The following is a 15,129-nucleotide window of genomic DNA, read 5'->3' as shown; positions in this document are numbered from 1 at the left end:
CTTCCCGGTTCAGGCCCGCGAGGTGACGATCACGCCACCCACGATCAGCAGCGCGCCCAGCACGTAGGAGGCGCTGATGCTCTCTTTGAAGAACACGGCAGCGATGGCGGGGACGATCACGAAGCCGAGCGCGGCGAAAGGATAGGCGCGGCTGAGCGGGATGGTCTGGAGTAGGTAGATCCACAAAACCGTGGCCAGCCCGTAGAGCATCAGCGCAGCCCAGAAACTGGGCACCTGCAGCAGGGCGAGAAAGTCGAGGCCGGTTCCTTTGCCGCCCTCATTGCCACTGACGGACTGCCGCGAAACCGCGAGCGCGCAAGTCTTGAACAGGGCCTGCCCGGCCGCGAGCATCGCTGAAAAGCCCAGTAGTCCGGCTACTTCGCCTGCGGTCATGGTGCGCCCGAGCCCGGCGCGTGTGTGCGCCTCGACCAGCGGTTACGACTTGCAATCAAGCGGCGCCCCCTTCGCGAAATGCCAAGTCATGGCAAAGAGTTGCCCCCCGGCAACGCGTTGTCTGCAGTGGTGCCGCATGACGGCGTTCTAATCAAGGGCAGGCGCCGGGGCCGATTGCCGCCAGCGCCTTTTCTTGCCACAACCGGCGCAGGGGACACCGACGAGGAACGGGGACGTGCTGAGAGAAACGCCGGAAAGGCAGGACGAGGCGAACCTGGCGGACACGCGCGAGCAGACCATGCCCCTGCCCGCGCAGGAGCACGACGCGCGCAGCGTCGCCGTGGTCATTCCGTGCTACCGCGTCAGCCGCCAGATTGCCGATCTCGTCGCGCGCATCGGTCCCTGTTGCCACGCGATCTACGCTATCGACGATGCCTGTCCCGAACATTCCGGCGATGCGCTCGAGGCGGCTTGCGATGATCCGCGCCTCACGGTCCTGCGTCACACCGTGAACCAGGGCGTGGGCGGCGCGGTGATGACCGGCTACCGCGCGGCGCTGGCCGACGGTCATGCGGTGGTGGTCAAGCTCGACGGCGATGGCCAGATGGACCCGGCGCTGATTCCCGCGCTGGTGCATCCGATCCTCGCCGGCCAGGCCGACTACGTGAAGGGCAACCGCTTCTTCATGGTGTCCGATGTCAAGGCCATGCCCAAGGGGCGGATCGCGGGCAATCTCGCGCTCTCGTTCCTGACCAAGCTGTCGAGCGGGTACTGGTCGCTGTTCGATCCCAACAACGGCTTCGTCGCGATCGACGCGCGCGTGCTGGCGCATCTGCCGCTCGACCTGATCGCACGGCGCTACTTCTTCGAGAGCGACATGCTGTTCCGTCTCAATACCTTGCGCGCACGCGTCGTCGACATGCCGATGCGCGCCGTCTACGGCGACGAGGAAAGCAGTCTGAAGCCTCTGCGCATGATCCCCCATTTCGCGCGGCGTCACGCGGTCAATCTGGCAAAGCGGCTCGGCTACAGCTACTACCTGCGCGATTTCACGCTGGCCTCCATCGAACTGCCGCTTGGCCTGCTGCTGACCCTGTTCGGCGCGATCTTCGGCGCGGTCACCTGGTATCGCAACGCCGGGGCAGGCATCGAGACGCCGACCGGCACGGTCATGCTCGCAGTGCTGCCCATCCTCGTCGGCCTGCAACTGCTGCTAGCCTTCATCGGCTACGATACCGCCAATGCCCCGTCCGAGCCGATCGGGCCGACCATCGGGCCGCCTTCGCGATAGCCCTGCGATCACGCGCACCACGACCGAAATCGCAAATTGGTCAGCAAGTTGTTAACCATTGGGGTTCACTGTCACGGTGTCATGAAACCCTGGTTGAGCATCATTGTCCCGGTACACGAAGGCGGCGCGTTCCTTGCGCGCACGCTGGGCAGTGCAGCCGCGAGCGATCCGGGTGGCAGAGAGCTCGCCGAGGTGGAGTTCCTGCTCTACGATTCGAGCGCCGACACGCAGGCGACGCGTGAAATCGTTGCCGGGTTCGAGGATCGCCTGCGCATCCGCTATCAGGAAACGCCCGAGCTCGAGGCCTGGACCGCCAAGACCAACTGCGGCGTCGCCGAAGCGCGCGGCGAGCATATCGCCATGCTCCATCAGGATGACCTGTGGCTGCCCGGTCACCTGCGCGCCTTGAAATATGCCGTTGCGGCTGCCCCGCAGGCCGCGATGTCGATCGCTTCCTCGCACTACGTCGATGCGCACGACCACGAGATCGGCGACTGGAAACTGCCTTTCGCGCCGGGACTGCACGAAAGCCGCACGGCGCTTCGTGCACTGCTGGTCCAGAACGTGATCGCCATTCCCAGCCCGGTGATCCGGCGCGATGCCTGGATCGCGGTGGGAGGCATGGACGAGGCCTTGTGGTACACCGCCGACTGGGACCTCTATCTCAAGCTCGCCGCGCATGGACCGGTTCACGTGCGCTGTGCGAACACGACGGCCTTTCGCATTCACGCCGGCTCGCTGACGATGCAGGGGCGGCTCGATGCCGAGGCCTTTCGCGCGCAGCAGGAAGTCGTGCTCGCGCGCCATCTCGCAGCCTTTGCCGGAGCGACGGGGACCCTTCTTCCAAGCCGCTCGCAACGGGCGCTCGAGCGCCTCGCGCGGGTCTCGATCGAGGTCAACTGCGCGCTCGGGCAGGCTTCTGCCGGGCACTTCCTTGCTCTTGCAGGCGCTGCGCTCTCGCTGCTGCGGCTCGGTCCGGGCGGGGTTCTTGCCTACCTGCACGGCTCGCGCCTGATCGACCGCCTGCGGCCGCGCCTGCGCCTGCACTGGCGCGGTGCCCTGGAATGAGTGCACCACGCCTCGCGCGCGGTGCCATGTGGTTTGCCCGGAGGGTCGAGGCCCTTGCCTTCGACCGATACCTCGTGGTCGGCGCTGCTTGCGCGCTGGTCAACAACGTCATCCTCATCGGCGGCGATGCCATGGGCTTTTCGCATGGCATCCTCATTGCCCTGACCTGGGCGATCGGCTGCACACTGGGCTACGTGCTCCACGCGGGCTGGACCTTTCGCCAGCCACGCAGCGCCTCGGCGTACCTGCGTTTCATGGCAGGCTGCGCGCTGGGGGTACCGATCGCCTGGGCAAGTCTGGTGGTGTTCGCCGAGCTGCTTTCCCTGCCGATGTGGCAGGCAGCACCGTTATCGACGCTCGCGATGATCGCCTACAATTACGCCAGCGCGCGTATCGCGATCCTGTGGCGGCGCCAGAGCCTGAGCGCCTGAACGTCGCGCTGGTGAGGCTTCAGCGCGGCGGGCACAGCGCCAGAGCCCGATCGAGCAGTTCCGCGCGCGAGCCCGCACTCGACAGGCGATGCCATGAGGTGACGTCGCCGACGTCGTGGCGCGACTGCAGGTCGACGATTGCCCCGTCGGCGTCGGAGGCATCGCCCTCGCGTGCATCGACGCGCGCGCGCAGCACCTCGATCGGTGCCTCGAGCCAGATTCCGCAAAACTCCACGCCGAGCGCGCGCGCCAGCGCCTCGATCTCGCGCCGGTCGCTCTCGATCCCGAAGACCCCGTCGAGCACGACGCTGCAGCCCGCCTCGAGCAGCTTGCGGGTATCGTCGATCAACCGGTGGTAGAGCTGGCGGCTCGCCTCGAGGCTATAGGCGTCGGCGGGAAGGTGCTGCTCGGGCACGAGCCCGCGGATGCGCTTGCGCAGGACATCGGTGCGCAACCAGCGCGCACCCGGCGCACTGCCGATCTGCGGGGCAAGTTCGCCTGCCAGCGTGGACTTGCCGGTGCCGCTCAATCCGCCGACCGCAATCAGCTTCGCCGGTTTGCGCTCGAGGAAGCAGAGCGCATCGTCCATGTAGCGGCGCACCTCGCCGAGCACGCGCGCGGTGCCCTCGGCATCGGCCTGCTGCCCGGCGGCAAGCGCGCCGACGTGGGCGCGGATCGCCGCGCGCATCGAGAGGAACAGCGGCATCGCCGCCAGTCCCACGTCCTCGGGGCGCATGTCGCAATAGCGGTTGAGCAGGAGATTGGCCTCGCGCTGCAAGCCGCGATGCCACAGGTCCATGACGAGAAACGCGAGGTCGTAGAACACGTCGGTCGTCGCCAGCGCGGGATCGAACTCGAGGCAATCGAACAAGGTCGGCATGCCTTGCCACAGGCAGATATTGGCGAGGTGCAGGTCGCCGTGGCAGTGGCGCACGAGGCCTGCGGCGGCGCGTTCGTGGAGCAGCGGAGCCAGGTTGTCGAGCATGGCCAGGCTGGTCTCGCACAGCTGCCCGCGCTCTTCGGGCGAGATCGCGCCCTCGGGCAAAGCTTCCATGCTGGCGTGATTGCCCAGGATCACGTCGCGCACCCGAGCAACGCCGTCGTCCTCGATCGCCGGTGCCTCGGCGTGGAACCGGGCGATGGCATCGGCCAGTTCGCGGATCAGCAGCGGGTCGAGGCCCCCGCGCGCGGCCATCGCGTCGAGCAGGCAGTCGCCATCGAAACGGCGCATCACCACCAGCCAGTCGACAGGTTCGCCCTCGCCCAGCGCGAGCGTGCCGTCGGCGCGCCGTCCCACGCATTGTACATCGAGGTAGAGGTCGGGTGCGGTGCGGCGGTTGAGCCGCAGCTCGGCTTCGCAGACCGCACGGCGCTTTTGCGGGGTCGAGTGGTCGAGATAGGCATAACGTACCGCGCGCTTGAGCTTGTAGACGCGCTCACCTGCGAGAAACACGATCGCGGCATGGGTGTCGATCCGCTCGACCTCGCCACTGATGCCGTACGTCGCGGGATCGCTCAGCATCGCGATCGTCTCGTGCTGGTCGTCAGGCGCTGGAGCGTCCTCGTGCGTAGTGACGCTGGTACCTGTCATCTGCTCTCATCCTCGATCCGCGGCGGCGCGAGGTGCCGCCCGTCCGCGACCGGCGGCGATGGCCCCGGCCTCGATCGCAAGATGGGGATTTATGGCGCGAATTACAGTTGCGCACTGCAACATTTTCGCGACGGACAATGCGCGCGGGCCTTGCCCGCGCGAGGCGCTCAGCGCAGGCCGAACAGCGCGAGCAGGCGTGCGAAGAACGAAGGCGCGGCCCGGGTTTCTTCCTGCTGGACGCGTGCGCGCAGCGAATGGCGCGGCGCTTCGGCCATGGCCGAAGTCGGCGCGGAGGGGCGGGCCGGCTCCTGCCAGTCCTCCTCGCTTGCCAGCGCCGGTGCCTCTGCGGGTTCGGATGCGCGGTAATCGTCGCTGAACTCGTCGTCGTAGCGCGTCACGGTCGCCTCGCCGAAGCCGGTCGCGGCGCTTTCGTTCCAGGCGTCTTCCTCGTGCACTGCTGGCTGGGCCTGTGCCTCGTATTCATCAGATGCAGCGAGGTTTTCGGCCCCGTGATCGTCGTTGAAACGCGCCTCGGTCTCCTCGCGGTGCGCTGGCTCCTCGCTCGCACCCTTGTCCATCGAAGCGAGCAGGTCGCGCAGCCTTGCCGCCTTGTCGGCAGGTTCGGGGGCGGCAGGCTCCGGCGTGCAGGTCTGCGGGGCGGCGGCCTCGGCGCGCACTTCGGGCTCTGCCGGTGCGTCGCGATAGGCGGGTGGACGCGGCGCGGACATGCTGGCGAAATCGATCGGCTTGTGTTCGAAACGCGGGGCCGCGCTCTCGGGCGCAGGCTCCAGCGGATTCCAGTCGATGGGCCGGTGCGCGAAGCCCGGAGCGGCAGGCGCCTCGGCACGCCTTTCGGCGAAGAGCGGTGCGGGCTCGGCGCGCTGGGGCGCTGGTTCGGCAGCGAGCGGGGCGGGTTCGGGCACCTCGGGCGCGGGCGCGTAGGCCTGCGGCATCGGCGGCTGCACCGCCTCGGGCTGGTGCGATGGTGGCGACCGGTCGGGCTCGCCGAGCGGCGCGGGGCGCGGCGCAGTGCGGGCACGCGGCGCCTTCGTCGGCGCGGCAGGCGCCTCGTCGAAGATCGAATTGGCCGCGTTGTCGCCGACCGGGCTGAGGCCCGCGAGACGACCGACACGCCCACTGCGATTGCCCTCGGAGAAATCCTGAACCGCCGTCTTGGCGAGATCGCGGGTGGCCTTCTCGAACTCGCCCTCGGCAAGCATCAGCACCGGCTTCTTGCGCGGGCGCGGACGCGTGCGGCTGCCCGCGAAGAGCCCGCCGTAATTGTAGTTGGCGACAGCGACCTCGTTCTCGCAGTCGTCGGTCTCCTGCGGGCCGTCGAGCGGCGGCAGGGGACAGGCCGCAAGCGGATTGGTCATCGACGCGCGGTCGAAGCTTTGCGGGCTGGGCTGGCTTAGCATGGGCACCGATCAATCTGCTGCAAGGGTTAGCAAGGGGTTAGCAGAGGGGTGTTTAATGCTTTCTAACCAAGCCGCGGCCCGAACGCCGCGCATGTCTGCTCACTTGCGCGCGACTCGCCGTAGTCTGGCGGCTTGAAGGGTGCGGGACTACCGAGAAAAAATCGCGCGACAGCCAATGCAAGCGGCGAATCGCCTTGTTCAGCGCGGTTCGCTTAGCAGCAGCTCGAGATCCTTGAGCGCAGCCGAAGCGGTGGCGCGCGGCTCGCGACCGCCCCCCATGGTGAGGATCTCGCCCATGCAGTCGGTCTCGACCCGCAGCGCCTTGGTCTTGCCGGGGATATGCGCGAAGGGATCGTCGAGCGGGTAAGTCCGGACAGAGACGCTCGCGCGCGGCGTATCGCCGGTGTACTCGAGCCGCCCCACCAGCCGGGGCACGAGGCCCTGCTCGCGCCACGCCGCAACCGCTTCGCGCGTGACCGCGCCGATCCCCTCGACCGCGACATCGCCGATGGCGAGCCCGGCATCGAGGCCGAAGTTGGCGAGGATGAGCAGCTTGCAGGCCGTGTCCCAGCCCTCGATGTCGCGGCTCGGGTCGGCCTCGGCGAAGCCGCCCGCCTGCGCCTCGTGCAGCGCTTCCTCGAAGCCAATGCCGCGCTCCATCATCGCGTTGAGCAGGTAGTTGGTGGTGGCATTGAGCACGCCTTCGAGCGCGAGCACGCGCGCGCCGCGAAGGCCGGTCTCGATGAGGTCGATGGTCGGCAGCGCCGCGGCTGTCGCCCCGCTGATGCGCAGGCGCGCACCGTTTGCCTTGGCCAGCGTGCGCAGGTGCACGCCCGAGTGGACCAGCGCGCCCTTCGAGACCGCGACCGCATCGCCGCCGCGCTCGAGCTGGTCGGCGAGATAGCCGAGCGCCGGGCCGCCGGTCGCGAAGTCGGTCGGCCCGGCCTCGATCAGCACATCGGGTGCGAGCGCGGCAACGAAGACCTGCCCGCTCAGCCCTTCCTCCAGGTCTGCCAGATCACCCGGTTCGAGCCCATCGCCACCAGCCCTGCCCGCTCGCGAGCCGCAGACCCCAACGAGGCGCACGTCCGCATCGTAGACCTGGGCATAGCGCGCGCGCCGCTCGAGCAGCAGGCGCGCGACCTCGCGGCCGATGTTGCCGAACCCGGCTATCGCGACATTGACCCGGCGCATCGCGTTCACCTGGCGAAGAGCTGGCCGATGTCGGCGAAGGCCTTGACCTCGATGGCATTGCCCGCCGGATCGGCAAAGAACATCGTCGCCTGCTCGCCCGCCTCGCCCTTGAAGCGGACGTAGGGCTCGATGATGAACGCGGTGCCGGCCTCGGTCATGCGCTGCGCCAGGACGTGCCACTCCTCCATCGGCAGGACGATGCCGAAGTGGCGGCACGGTACCCCGTGGCCGTCGACCGCATTGGCCTTGACCGCGCCTGTTTCCTCGGGCGCGAGGTGCGCGACGATCTGGTGGCCGTAGAAGTCGAAGTCGACCCATTCGGCGCTCGAACGCCCTTCCGCGCAGCCCAGCACGCCCAGATAGAAGCCGCGTGCGGCCTCCAGATCGTCGACCGGAAAGGCGAGATGGAACGGGTGATAGGCTGACAAGGGCAGGCTCCGCGCGCGGGGACGGACCCGAAGCGGGACCGTTTCAGGTGGCAGCGATATGCCGCGCGGACCTTGCGCGCAAGCCGCAGCGGCGAGGCAGGGTCCCGCGCGGCTGCGCGCCGTCTCAGGCCAGCTTCATCGGCAGCGAGCGCACCCGCTGGCCGGTCGCGGCATAGACCGCGTTGGCAAGCGCTGGCACGACCGGCGGCAGCGCCGGCTCGCCCAGTCCCGTGGGCGGATAGTCGGAGGTCACGAAGTTGACCGCGATCTGGGCCGGTGCACCGTCGATGCGCATGAGCGGGAAGCTGTCGAAGTTGGCCTGCGTGATGCGGCCCTCGACCTGTTCGATCTCCTGCCCGATCATTGCCTGGCCCAGCCCCTCGATCACCGAACCCTGGACCTGGTTCTCGGCATTGAGCGGATTGATCACGTGCGCGCCGACATCGCCGGTCACCCAGACCTTGTCGACCGTGATCGTGCCTTCGGGCGAGACGGTGACGTCGACGACTTCGGCGAAGTAACCGGCATGGCTGAAGTAGAAGCCGAAGCCCCTGCCCTTCCCGCTGTCGCTCTGGCCCTTGGGGCGGGTGCCCTTCCAGCCAGCGAAGCGCACCGCTTCCTCGATCACCTTGCGCGCGCGCGCCGTGTTGAACTGGGGCGCGCGCCCCACCTTCTCGAGCATGCGGTCCTCGCCCAGCGTGCGCAGCACGAGGCTGGGCAGGTCGAGCCCGGCAGCTTCGGCCACCTCGTCGAGGAAGGACTGGAACACGAAGCCCATTGCATTCGAGGTTGGAGCGCGCAGCCAGCCGGTCGGCAGGTTGGTGGCGAGATAGCTCGCGCCGAAATGCACGTCGTCGAGCAGCTGGGCGGGAAACTCGGTTTCCTCCATTTCCGCAGCGCGCAGCGGCTTGCCCTCGGCGCCGAAGGTCACGAAGTGATCCTGCAGCGCGACGAGACGGCCCTCTTCGTCGAGCCCCGCGCTCAGCGCATGCCAGCCCGCCGGACGGTACCAGTCGTGGCGCATGTCGTCCTCGCGGGTGTAGAGCAGCTTGACCGGGCGACCCGGCAGCGCCTTCGCGATCTGCGCGACCTGCACCATGTAGTCGTTCATCAGCCGGCGCCCGAAGCCGCCGCCGATACGCGTCATGTGGATGGTCAGCGCCTCGGGCGGCAGGTCCAGCATCTCGCAGACCTGCCGACGCCCGCTGCCCGGCGACTGGCTCGGCGCCCAGAAGGTCAGCTTGCCCTCCTCGTAGAGCGCGGTGCAGTTCTGCGGCTCGAGCGTGCCGTGCGCGAGGAAGGGATAGCTGTAGCGCGCCGAGACGGTCTTGGCGGCGCGCGCCAGTGCCGCTTTCGCATCGCCCTTGCGCAGGATGTCGCTGGGTGCCTCGCCGCCGAGCGCGGTTTCGGCCTCGCGCGCATAACCCGCAGTCGAGAAGGCGGCATTGGCGCCATTGTCCCACTCGACCGCTAACAGCGCACGCGCCTGCTGCGCGCTCCACCAGCTGTCGGCGACGATCGCGACGGCATCGTGCTTGCCCTTGGCGACGAGCCCGGTGTTGATCGGCACCACGGCGATGACCCCGCTGGCGGCTCTGGCCGCGCCATCGTCGAGGCTTGCGAGCGTGCCCCCGAAGACCGGACAGGCCTCGAGCGCTGCATAGACCATGCCCGGCGGGCTCGCATCGATGCCGAACAGCGGCTTGCCCGCGAGGATCGCCGGCGTGTCGACGCCTTTGCGCGGAGTGCCGATGATCGTATATTTCGCCGGGTCCTTGAGCGGCACGCCAGCGAGTTCGGGCGGGGTGAGCGCGGCGGCTGCCGCAGCGAGCGAGGCATAGCTGGCGATGCGCCGCGATGCCGCGTGATGCACCATGCCCTGCGCGGTGGTCAGTGTCTCGGGCGCGACCTTCCATTGCCCGGCAGCGGCCATGACCAGCATCGCGCGCGCGGCGGCGCCCGCCTGGCGCATCGGCTCCCAGTTGACCGGCGTCGCGCGGCTGCCGCCTGCGCCCTGCGGGCCGTAGAGCGCATCGTCGAAGTCGGTCTGCTCGATCTTCACCTGCTCCCAGGCGACGTCGAGTTCCTCGGCGATGAGCATCGGCAGCATGGTCTTGATGCCCTGCCCGATCTCGGGGTTCTTGGCGCCGATCACCACCGTGTTATCGGGATTGATGCGGATGAAGGCATTAAGCGCGGGCGGCGGCGCGCCTTCGGTCCCGGGCGTTGCCGCGAGCGCGAGGCGGGCCTGGAAACCGAGCACCGCGCCGGCAAGCAGGCTGGCCGAGAGGAACGAGCGGCGGCTGACGTCGAGACCGGCCATCATGCCTGCTCTCCCGCGCGCGCTGCGGCGGCTGCCTTGATCGCCTTGCGGATGCGCGTGTAGGTCGAGCAGCGGCAGATGTTCCCGCTCATCGCCGCGTCGATCTCCTCGTCGCCGGGGTTCGGCATCTCGCTCAGGAGCCAGCTCGCCGACATGATCTGCCCGGCCTGGCAATAGCCGCATTGCGGCACGTCGAGCTCGGCCCATGCGGCGAGGACCGCAGGCCCGGCAGGCTGCGCGGCGACGCCCTCGATCGTGGTCACCGCACTTTCACCCACCGACCCGATCGGGGTCTGGCACGAGCGCACCGGCTGTCCGTCGAGCAGGACCGTGCAGGCCCCGCAGAGCCCGGCACCGCAGCCGAACTTGGTCCCGGGCATGGCAAGATCCTCGCGCAGTGCCCAGAGCAGCGGCTTTTCCGGATCGGCCTGCACCTCGCGTGCCTGCCCGTTGACTGTCAGCTTGACCATCGCCCCACCCCACATGTTGCCCGTATCAGTTGAACGCTATCACCGTCACGGGATCAAGCCTTTCGCGGCAAGTCCGGCACGCAGCTTCGCGACCTGGCCCGAGCTCATCTTGCCTGCATCGCGGACCGCCTTGACTTCTCCCGCGGTGAAGGCGGCGACTTTCTTGCCGCCGGACGGATCGAGCGCGACGAGATAGTTGAGCGTATCGGCGATATCGGCGTCCTTGAGCGTGCCCATCGCAGGCATCATCCCGTTGATCGGGCGACCGTCGACCTTGATCGAGCCGAAGATGCCGTGAAGCATGACCTGCACGAGATAGGTGCGCCCCTCCTTCGAGCCCGCGATCTGTGCGGCCCGACCCTTGAGGCGGGGGAACTGCCCGGGCAGACCGGCGCCTTCGGACTGGTGACACATCGAGCAGCGCGAGGAATAGACCTGTGTCCCGCTGGCCAGCGCCGGTGCGGGTGGAACCAGTGCAGCTGCGATCGCGAGAGCGACCAGCGCAAAGCCGGGCCTGTTCGCCGTGGGTCTGGTTGGGAAAAGGCGGCGCTGGATCATCTGCTGTCCTCGAATGACGACGTATCGGATTACAATTCGTCAAAGTTGGACAGCCATCCAGAATTCGTCAAGCGCGATTTTTTAGAACGTGTATCATGCAAGGAAACCTTGACCACACGCAACTTTACAAGGCTGGCCGTGTTGCCGCTGCTCACCTAAGGGAGACGCCATGCCGGATCAGGAAACAACCACCCAACGCCCCGGGATCTACACCCGCGGCACCGAAACCGTCGACGCCATCCTCAAGGCGGCACTGCAGGTGCTGATCGAAGAAGGCGCCGAGGCGTTCACCATCCGGCGGGTGGCAACGACCTGTGGCCTGCGCGTAGGCAACGTCTCGTATCATTTCCCGAAGAAGGAAATGCTCGTCCAGGTCCTGCTCGACGACATCATGGACAGCTACCACGCCAAGCTGGAAGTCAACGTGCGCCAGCCCGAACTGTCCGACGAGGACCGGCTCAAGCTGGTGATCGTGATCTGTCTCGAGGACATCTGTTCGCAGCGCACCACGCGCCTGTTCACCGAGCTGTGGGCGCTGGCCAACCAGAACGACTTCATCGCCGAGCGTGTGGAGAGCTTCTACGCCAAGGTCCACGAGGTGATCGGCGAATATGTCGCGCGCCTCAATCCCGCGCTGAGCGCGGACGAGGTCCACACCCTTGCGCTGTTCATCAGCGCCTCGATGGAGGGGACCACGCCGTTCCTCGGTTTTCGCAAGCCGTGGAACGCTAAGATGCCCGCTGTCATCGGGATTTCGACCCACTGGTTCGTGGACCTTGTCAAATCGATGAAGCCGGGTGACATTGGCCGCATGACGAAAGCGTCATAATCGAACGAATCGGGTGAGGATCTCCTGCAGGGCATGGCGCTTGACGGCGCTGTCGTTCTGATACTGCGGGGGGCCCGGTGTACGAAACGCACGAACAACGTCTTATTCTTCCAGCCGTGATCCTGGGCTGTATCGGCTGTCTGCAGCCCGGTTTCGATCCGGTTTTCCTGACTCTTCTGACCGCCGCCCACGGCATCGATCCGGCCTATCATGGCTGGGTGGTCACTGCGACGCAGGCAGGCATGGCGGCAGGCTCGCTGGCGACCTGGCGCTGGGGCAGCCGTTTCCCGCGCGGTGTTTTCGCCATGGCCGCGGCAATCGCGGCGCTCGCCGCGCTGCTCACTGCGCAGACCGGCCATCTGGCTTCGCTGCTGGGCCTGCGCGCCGCTTATGGCGTGGCGATGGGCGTGATCTACACCCAGGCGATGAGCACGGCTTCGGCCGGTCGCCCACACGGGGCCTATGGCGCGGTGTTCCTCAGCCAGCTCGTGCTCGCGACCGGGATCGCGCTGGCCCTGCCCGCCATCGCCGAAGCGCTCGATCCGCAAAGCGCTCTCGCCACGCTCGTCCTCGCACCGCTCGGAGCCTTTGCCATCGTCGCGTTGAGCCCGCGCGCGCTCAGCCACGAGGGCCAGCAAGGCCCCCGTCCGCTGTCCGCTGCCGCCAAGGCAGACCCGCTCAATGCGTGGCTGACTGCGGGCTCGAGCCTCCTGTTCATCTGCGCGACGATGATGGTCTGGACCTTTTCCGGCGCACTGGCGGTGCGCGCAGGCATTTCCGAGAGCGTGATCGGCCAGGCCGTCGCGCTGGGATCGCTGGCCGGTGCGGGGACCGCGCTGCTGGTCATGCGCGAGCGGCCCATCGTCCCGCCCGCACTGACGGGGCTGCTGTCGGGCGCGACCCTGCTCGCGCCGATCGCGGCGACCCAGCTGGGCGGCGCTCCGGCCTTCATCGCCGCCATCGTCGCGCTCAACATCGGCTCGACCGCGATCATCGTGCGCACCTCCGGGCTTGCGAGCGCTGCCAGCCGCGATGCCTGGTTCCGGCGCTTCGTTGCCTGCACTCATGCCCTCGGCATGATCCTGGGACCGCTCGTCGGCTCGCTCGCCTCGGGACTTTTCGGGGATTCGGGCCTGCTCGCTGCTGCGCTTTGCGCGATCGCGGCGGCAAGTCTCATGCTGTTCGTCGCGCAGTCGGCGAGGCCCGCTGTGCGCACCTGGCATCCGCGCGAAGAATCGCTTGACGAATATTTGACACGCGTCCAGCATTGACACATCGCGTGCTTCCTCAGGGGGGCAAGCACCGATCCATTCGCGGGTTGCCGGTCCTGGCACCCGCCAGCCGAAATGGCAAACAGGGGGAAGCGGGGTGAAGCGTTACTCGGGCTTTCGGACGGGCATGGCCTCGACACTGCTGCTAGGCAGCGTGGCGGCGCTCACCGTTCCGGCACAGGCACAGGATCCGCATGGTCTCGAGCCGGAGGAGTCCGACACGACCACCATCGCCCCGCCCAGCCCAGACTGGTTCTACGTGCGCTATGGCTGGGACGCCGACGGCACCGCGATCTACGACGGCAAGTCGGGCAAGATGATCGGCATGGTCGATTCCAGCCAGCTCTCCGACATGGCGATCGATCCCTCGGGCAAGTACTACTATGTCTCGGAATCGCTGTGGTCCAAGGGTAACCGCGGCACCCGTCAGGACATGGTGACCGTTTACGACGCGACCACGCTCGAGCTGGTGACCGAGATCACCATCCCGGCGCGCATCCTCGTCGACGAGCGCACCCAGAACTTCGTCGTGAGCAACGACGGCAAGTGGGGCTACGTCTACAACTTCAGCCCGGGCCAGGCGGTGAACGTGGTCGACATGGCGGACAAGACGTTCGTCAAGACGGTCGAGCTGCCCGGCTGCGCCAGCCTCGTGCCCAACCCCGGCGTGGGGTTCTCCGCGCTGTGCTCGGACGGCACGCTGGCGACCGTCGTCGATCCTGCGGGCGCGGCGACGATCACGCACAGCCAGCCCTTCTTCGCTGCGACCGACGATCCGATCTTCGAGAACTTTGCCTATGACAAGGCGAAGAACACCGCGATCTTCGTGACTTACACCGGCGAGGTGTTCACTGCGAAGTTGGGTGCCGAGCCACAGATCTCGGCAGGCTTCTCGATGCAGGCTGCGGCCGGATATGCTCCGGCGACGACCAAGCCGCTGAGCGTCAGTTGGTATCCCGGCACCCGCCAGCCGATGGCCTACAATGCCGCGGCGGGCGAGCTCTATGTCCTCATGCATATGGGCGAATACTGGTCGCACAAGGCGCCGGGCGAAGAGATCTGGGTCGTCGACGTCGCTGCGAAGAAGGTCGTCCGGCGTCTGAGCCTGCCCGAGCACGCTGCCCACATCGGCGTGACGCAAGGCGCCGAGCCGATGCTGCTGGTCAATACCGAGGAAGGTCTCGGTATCGTCCTCGACGGCAAGACCGGCGCTGAACTGCGCCGGATCGAAGCCGCCGGCAAGGGCGTCATCACCACCGTGGCGCCGTGACCATGGCGCCCACCAATCTGGCCGAGACGCTCGCCATGGCCATGACGATCCTCGCGCATGGTGCCGCGATCGGGTGCGGGCTGATCTTCCTCGTCGCCGGAGCAGAAAAGCTGCGCCATCGCAGGCTTCTTCCCGGTGTGATCGCCAATTACCGCATCGTGCCCGCTGCGCTTGCAGCGCCGCTGGCAGCGCTGCTGGGCCCCCTCGAGATCGTGCTCGCGCTCGCGCTGCTGGCATCGGGGCTTGGGTGGAACGCGCCGCTCGCTGACTTCGCCGCAGCCGCGCTGCTGCTGGTCTTCGCCGCAGCCATGGCGACCAACCTGGTACGCGGTCGCCGCGAGATCACTTGCGGCTGCGGGCGGCTCGACTTGCGCCAGACCCTGCGCTGGTCGTTCGTTGCGCGCAACCTCCTGCTGGCAGCCCTCCTCGGCGCTGCGGGGGCGAATGCGCTTCTTGCACCGTCCGCCACGCTCGATGCGCTCGCACTCACCAGCGCGATCTTCGCCGGGCTCGCCGGATGGATCGCCTATCATCTTTTCCAGACCCTCGGCGAACTCGACGCCGCGGCAGCCACTCTTGGCCGGAGACACTGAG

General features: G+C 67.6%; 15 protein-coding genes. 7 read left to right on the top strand and 8 right to left on the bottom strand.

The genetic code is table 11. The features are described 5' to 3' along the window. Window positions 1-9: 9 nt before the first annotated feature. Window positions 10-393 carry a DMT family transporter gene (locus I5E68_RS16555; RefSeq protein ID WP_197166062.1) on the bottom strand — a complete coding sequence of 128 codons (384 nt, stop codon included), beginning with the start codon at window positions 391-393 and terminating at the stop codon, window positions 10-12. Window positions 394-628: 235 nt separating this feature from the next. Here I5E68_RS16555 and I5E68_RS16550 point away from each other — a divergent pair, with 235 nt between their 5' ends. The 3 genes from I5E68_RS16550 to I5E68_RS16540 all read left to right on the top strand — a co-directional run bounded on the left by I5E68_RS16550 (window position 629) and on the right by I5E68_RS16540 (window position 3,183). After that, window positions 629-1,684: a glycosyltransferase family 2 protein gene (locus I5E68_RS16550; protein ID WP_323982199.1), complete on the top strand. Its 1,056-nt coding sequence runs from the start codon at window positions 629-631 to the stop codon at window positions 1,682-1,684. A gap of 93 nt (window positions 1,685-1,777) precedes the next feature. After that, on the top strand, window positions 1,778-2,752 hold the full coding sequence (locus I5E68_RS16545) for a glycosyltransferase (protein ID WP_197166060.1): 975 nt from the start codon (window positions 1,778-1,780) through the stop codon (window positions 2,750-2,752). Next, the gene (locus I5E68_RS16540) at window positions 2,749-3,183 is read left to right on the top strand and encodes a GtrA family protein (RefSeq protein ID WP_197166058.1); all 435 of its coding nucleotides are present in this window, start codon (window positions 2,749-2,751) and stop codon (window positions 3,181-3,183) included. The genes I5E68_RS16545 and I5E68_RS16540 overlap by 4 nt, the downstream gene beginning before the upstream one ends. Window positions 3,184-3,202: 19 nt before the next feature. Here I5E68_RS16540 and I5E68_RS16535 read toward each other — a convergent pair whose 3' ends face one another. The 7 genes from I5E68_RS16535 to I5E68_RS16505 all read right to left on the bottom strand — a co-directional run bounded on the left by I5E68_RS16535 (window position 3,203) and on the right by I5E68_RS16505 (window position 11,165). Then, on the bottom strand, window positions 3,203-4,774 hold the full coding sequence (locus I5E68_RS16535; RefSeq protein ID WP_197166056.1) for a bifunctional aminoglycoside phosphotransferase/ATP-binding protein: 1,572 nt from the start codon (window positions 4,772-4,774) through the stop codon (window positions 3,203-3,205). Window positions 4,775-4,941: 167 nt separating this feature from the next. After that, on the bottom strand, window positions 4,942-6,192 hold the full coding sequence (locus tag I5E68_RS16530) for a hypothetical protein (RefSeq protein ID WP_228727289.1): 1,251 nt from the start codon (window positions 6,190-6,192) through the stop codon (window positions 4,942-4,944). Window positions 6,193-6,390: 198 nt separating this feature from the next. Continuing rightward, window positions 6,391-7,386, bottom strand: a complete 996-nt coding sequence (locus tag I5E68_RS16525; RefSeq protein ID WP_197166054.1) for a homoserine dehydrogenase — start codon at window positions 7,384-7,386, stop codon at window positions 6,391-6,393. A gap of 5 nt (window positions 7,387-7,391) precedes the next feature. Next, window positions 7,392-7,814, bottom strand: a complete 423-nt coding sequence (locus I5E68_RS16520) for a VOC family protein (RefSeq protein WP_197166053.1) — start codon at window positions 7,812-7,814, stop codon at window positions 7,392-7,394. Window positions 7,815-7,938: 124 nt separating this feature from the next. Further along, window positions 7,939-10,140 (bottom strand): xanthine dehydrogenase family protein molybdopterin-binding subunit, encoded by a 2,202-nt coding sequence (locus I5E68_RS16515; RefSeq protein WP_323982198.1) that lies wholly within the window; start codon window positions 10,138-10,140, stop codon window positions 7,939-7,941. Further along, entirely contained in the window at window positions 10,137-10,607 is a 471-nt protein-coding gene (locus I5E68_RS16510) for a (2Fe-2S)-binding protein (RefSeq protein ID WP_197166052.1), read from the bottom strand. The genes I5E68_RS16515 and I5E68_RS16510 overlap by 4 nt, the downstream gene beginning before the upstream one ends. A 45-nt stretch (window positions 10,608-10,652) precedes the next feature. After that, window positions 10,653-11,165, bottom strand: a complete 513-nt coding sequence (locus I5E68_RS16505) for a c-type cytochrome (RefSeq protein ID WP_197166051.1) — start codon at window positions 11,163-11,165, stop codon at window positions 10,653-10,655. A 169-nt stretch (window positions 11,166-11,334) separates the two neighbouring features. On the opposite strand from I5E68_RS16505, the gene I5E68_RS16500 reads away from it, so the two are divergent. The 4 genes from I5E68_RS16500 to I5E68_RS16485 all read left to right on the top strand — a co-directional run bounded on the left by I5E68_RS16500 (window position 11,335) and on the right by I5E68_RS16485 (window position 15,128). Beyond that, entirely contained in the window at window positions 11,335-11,994 is a 660-nt protein-coding gene (locus tag I5E68_RS16500; RefSeq protein ID WP_197166050.1) for a TetR/AcrR family transcriptional regulator, read from the top strand. Between the two features lie 77 nt (window positions 11,995-12,071). After that, complete coding sequence (locus tag I5E68_RS16495) at window positions 12,072-13,265, top strand: MFS transporter (RefSeq protein WP_197166049.1); 1,194 nt, start codon at window positions 12,072-12,074, stop codon at window positions 13,263-13,265. Window positions 13,266-13,362: 97 nt separating this feature from the next. After that, entirely contained in the window at window positions 13,363-14,535 is a 1,173-nt protein-coding gene (locus I5E68_RS16490) for an amine dehydrogenase large subunit (RefSeq protein WP_323982197.1), read from the top strand. Between the two features lie 2 nt (window positions 14,536-14,537). Beyond that, window positions 14,538-15,128 (top strand): MauE/DoxX family redox-associated membrane protein, encoded by a 591-nt coding sequence (locus tag I5E68_RS16485; RefSeq protein WP_228727288.1) that lies wholly within the window; start codon window positions 14,538-14,540, stop codon window positions 15,126-15,128. Window position 15,129: the final 1 nt, after the last annotated feature.

It is taken from the genome of Novosphingobium aureum (assembly GCF_015865035.1).
Classification (GTDB): domain Bacteria; phylum Pseudomonadota; class Alphaproteobacteria; order Sphingomonadales; family Sphingomonadaceae; genus Novosphingobium; species Novosphingobium aureum.
The sequence above is the reverse complement of the archived record's forward strand: the minus strand, read 5'-3'. Positions and strand labels throughout refer to the sequence as shown.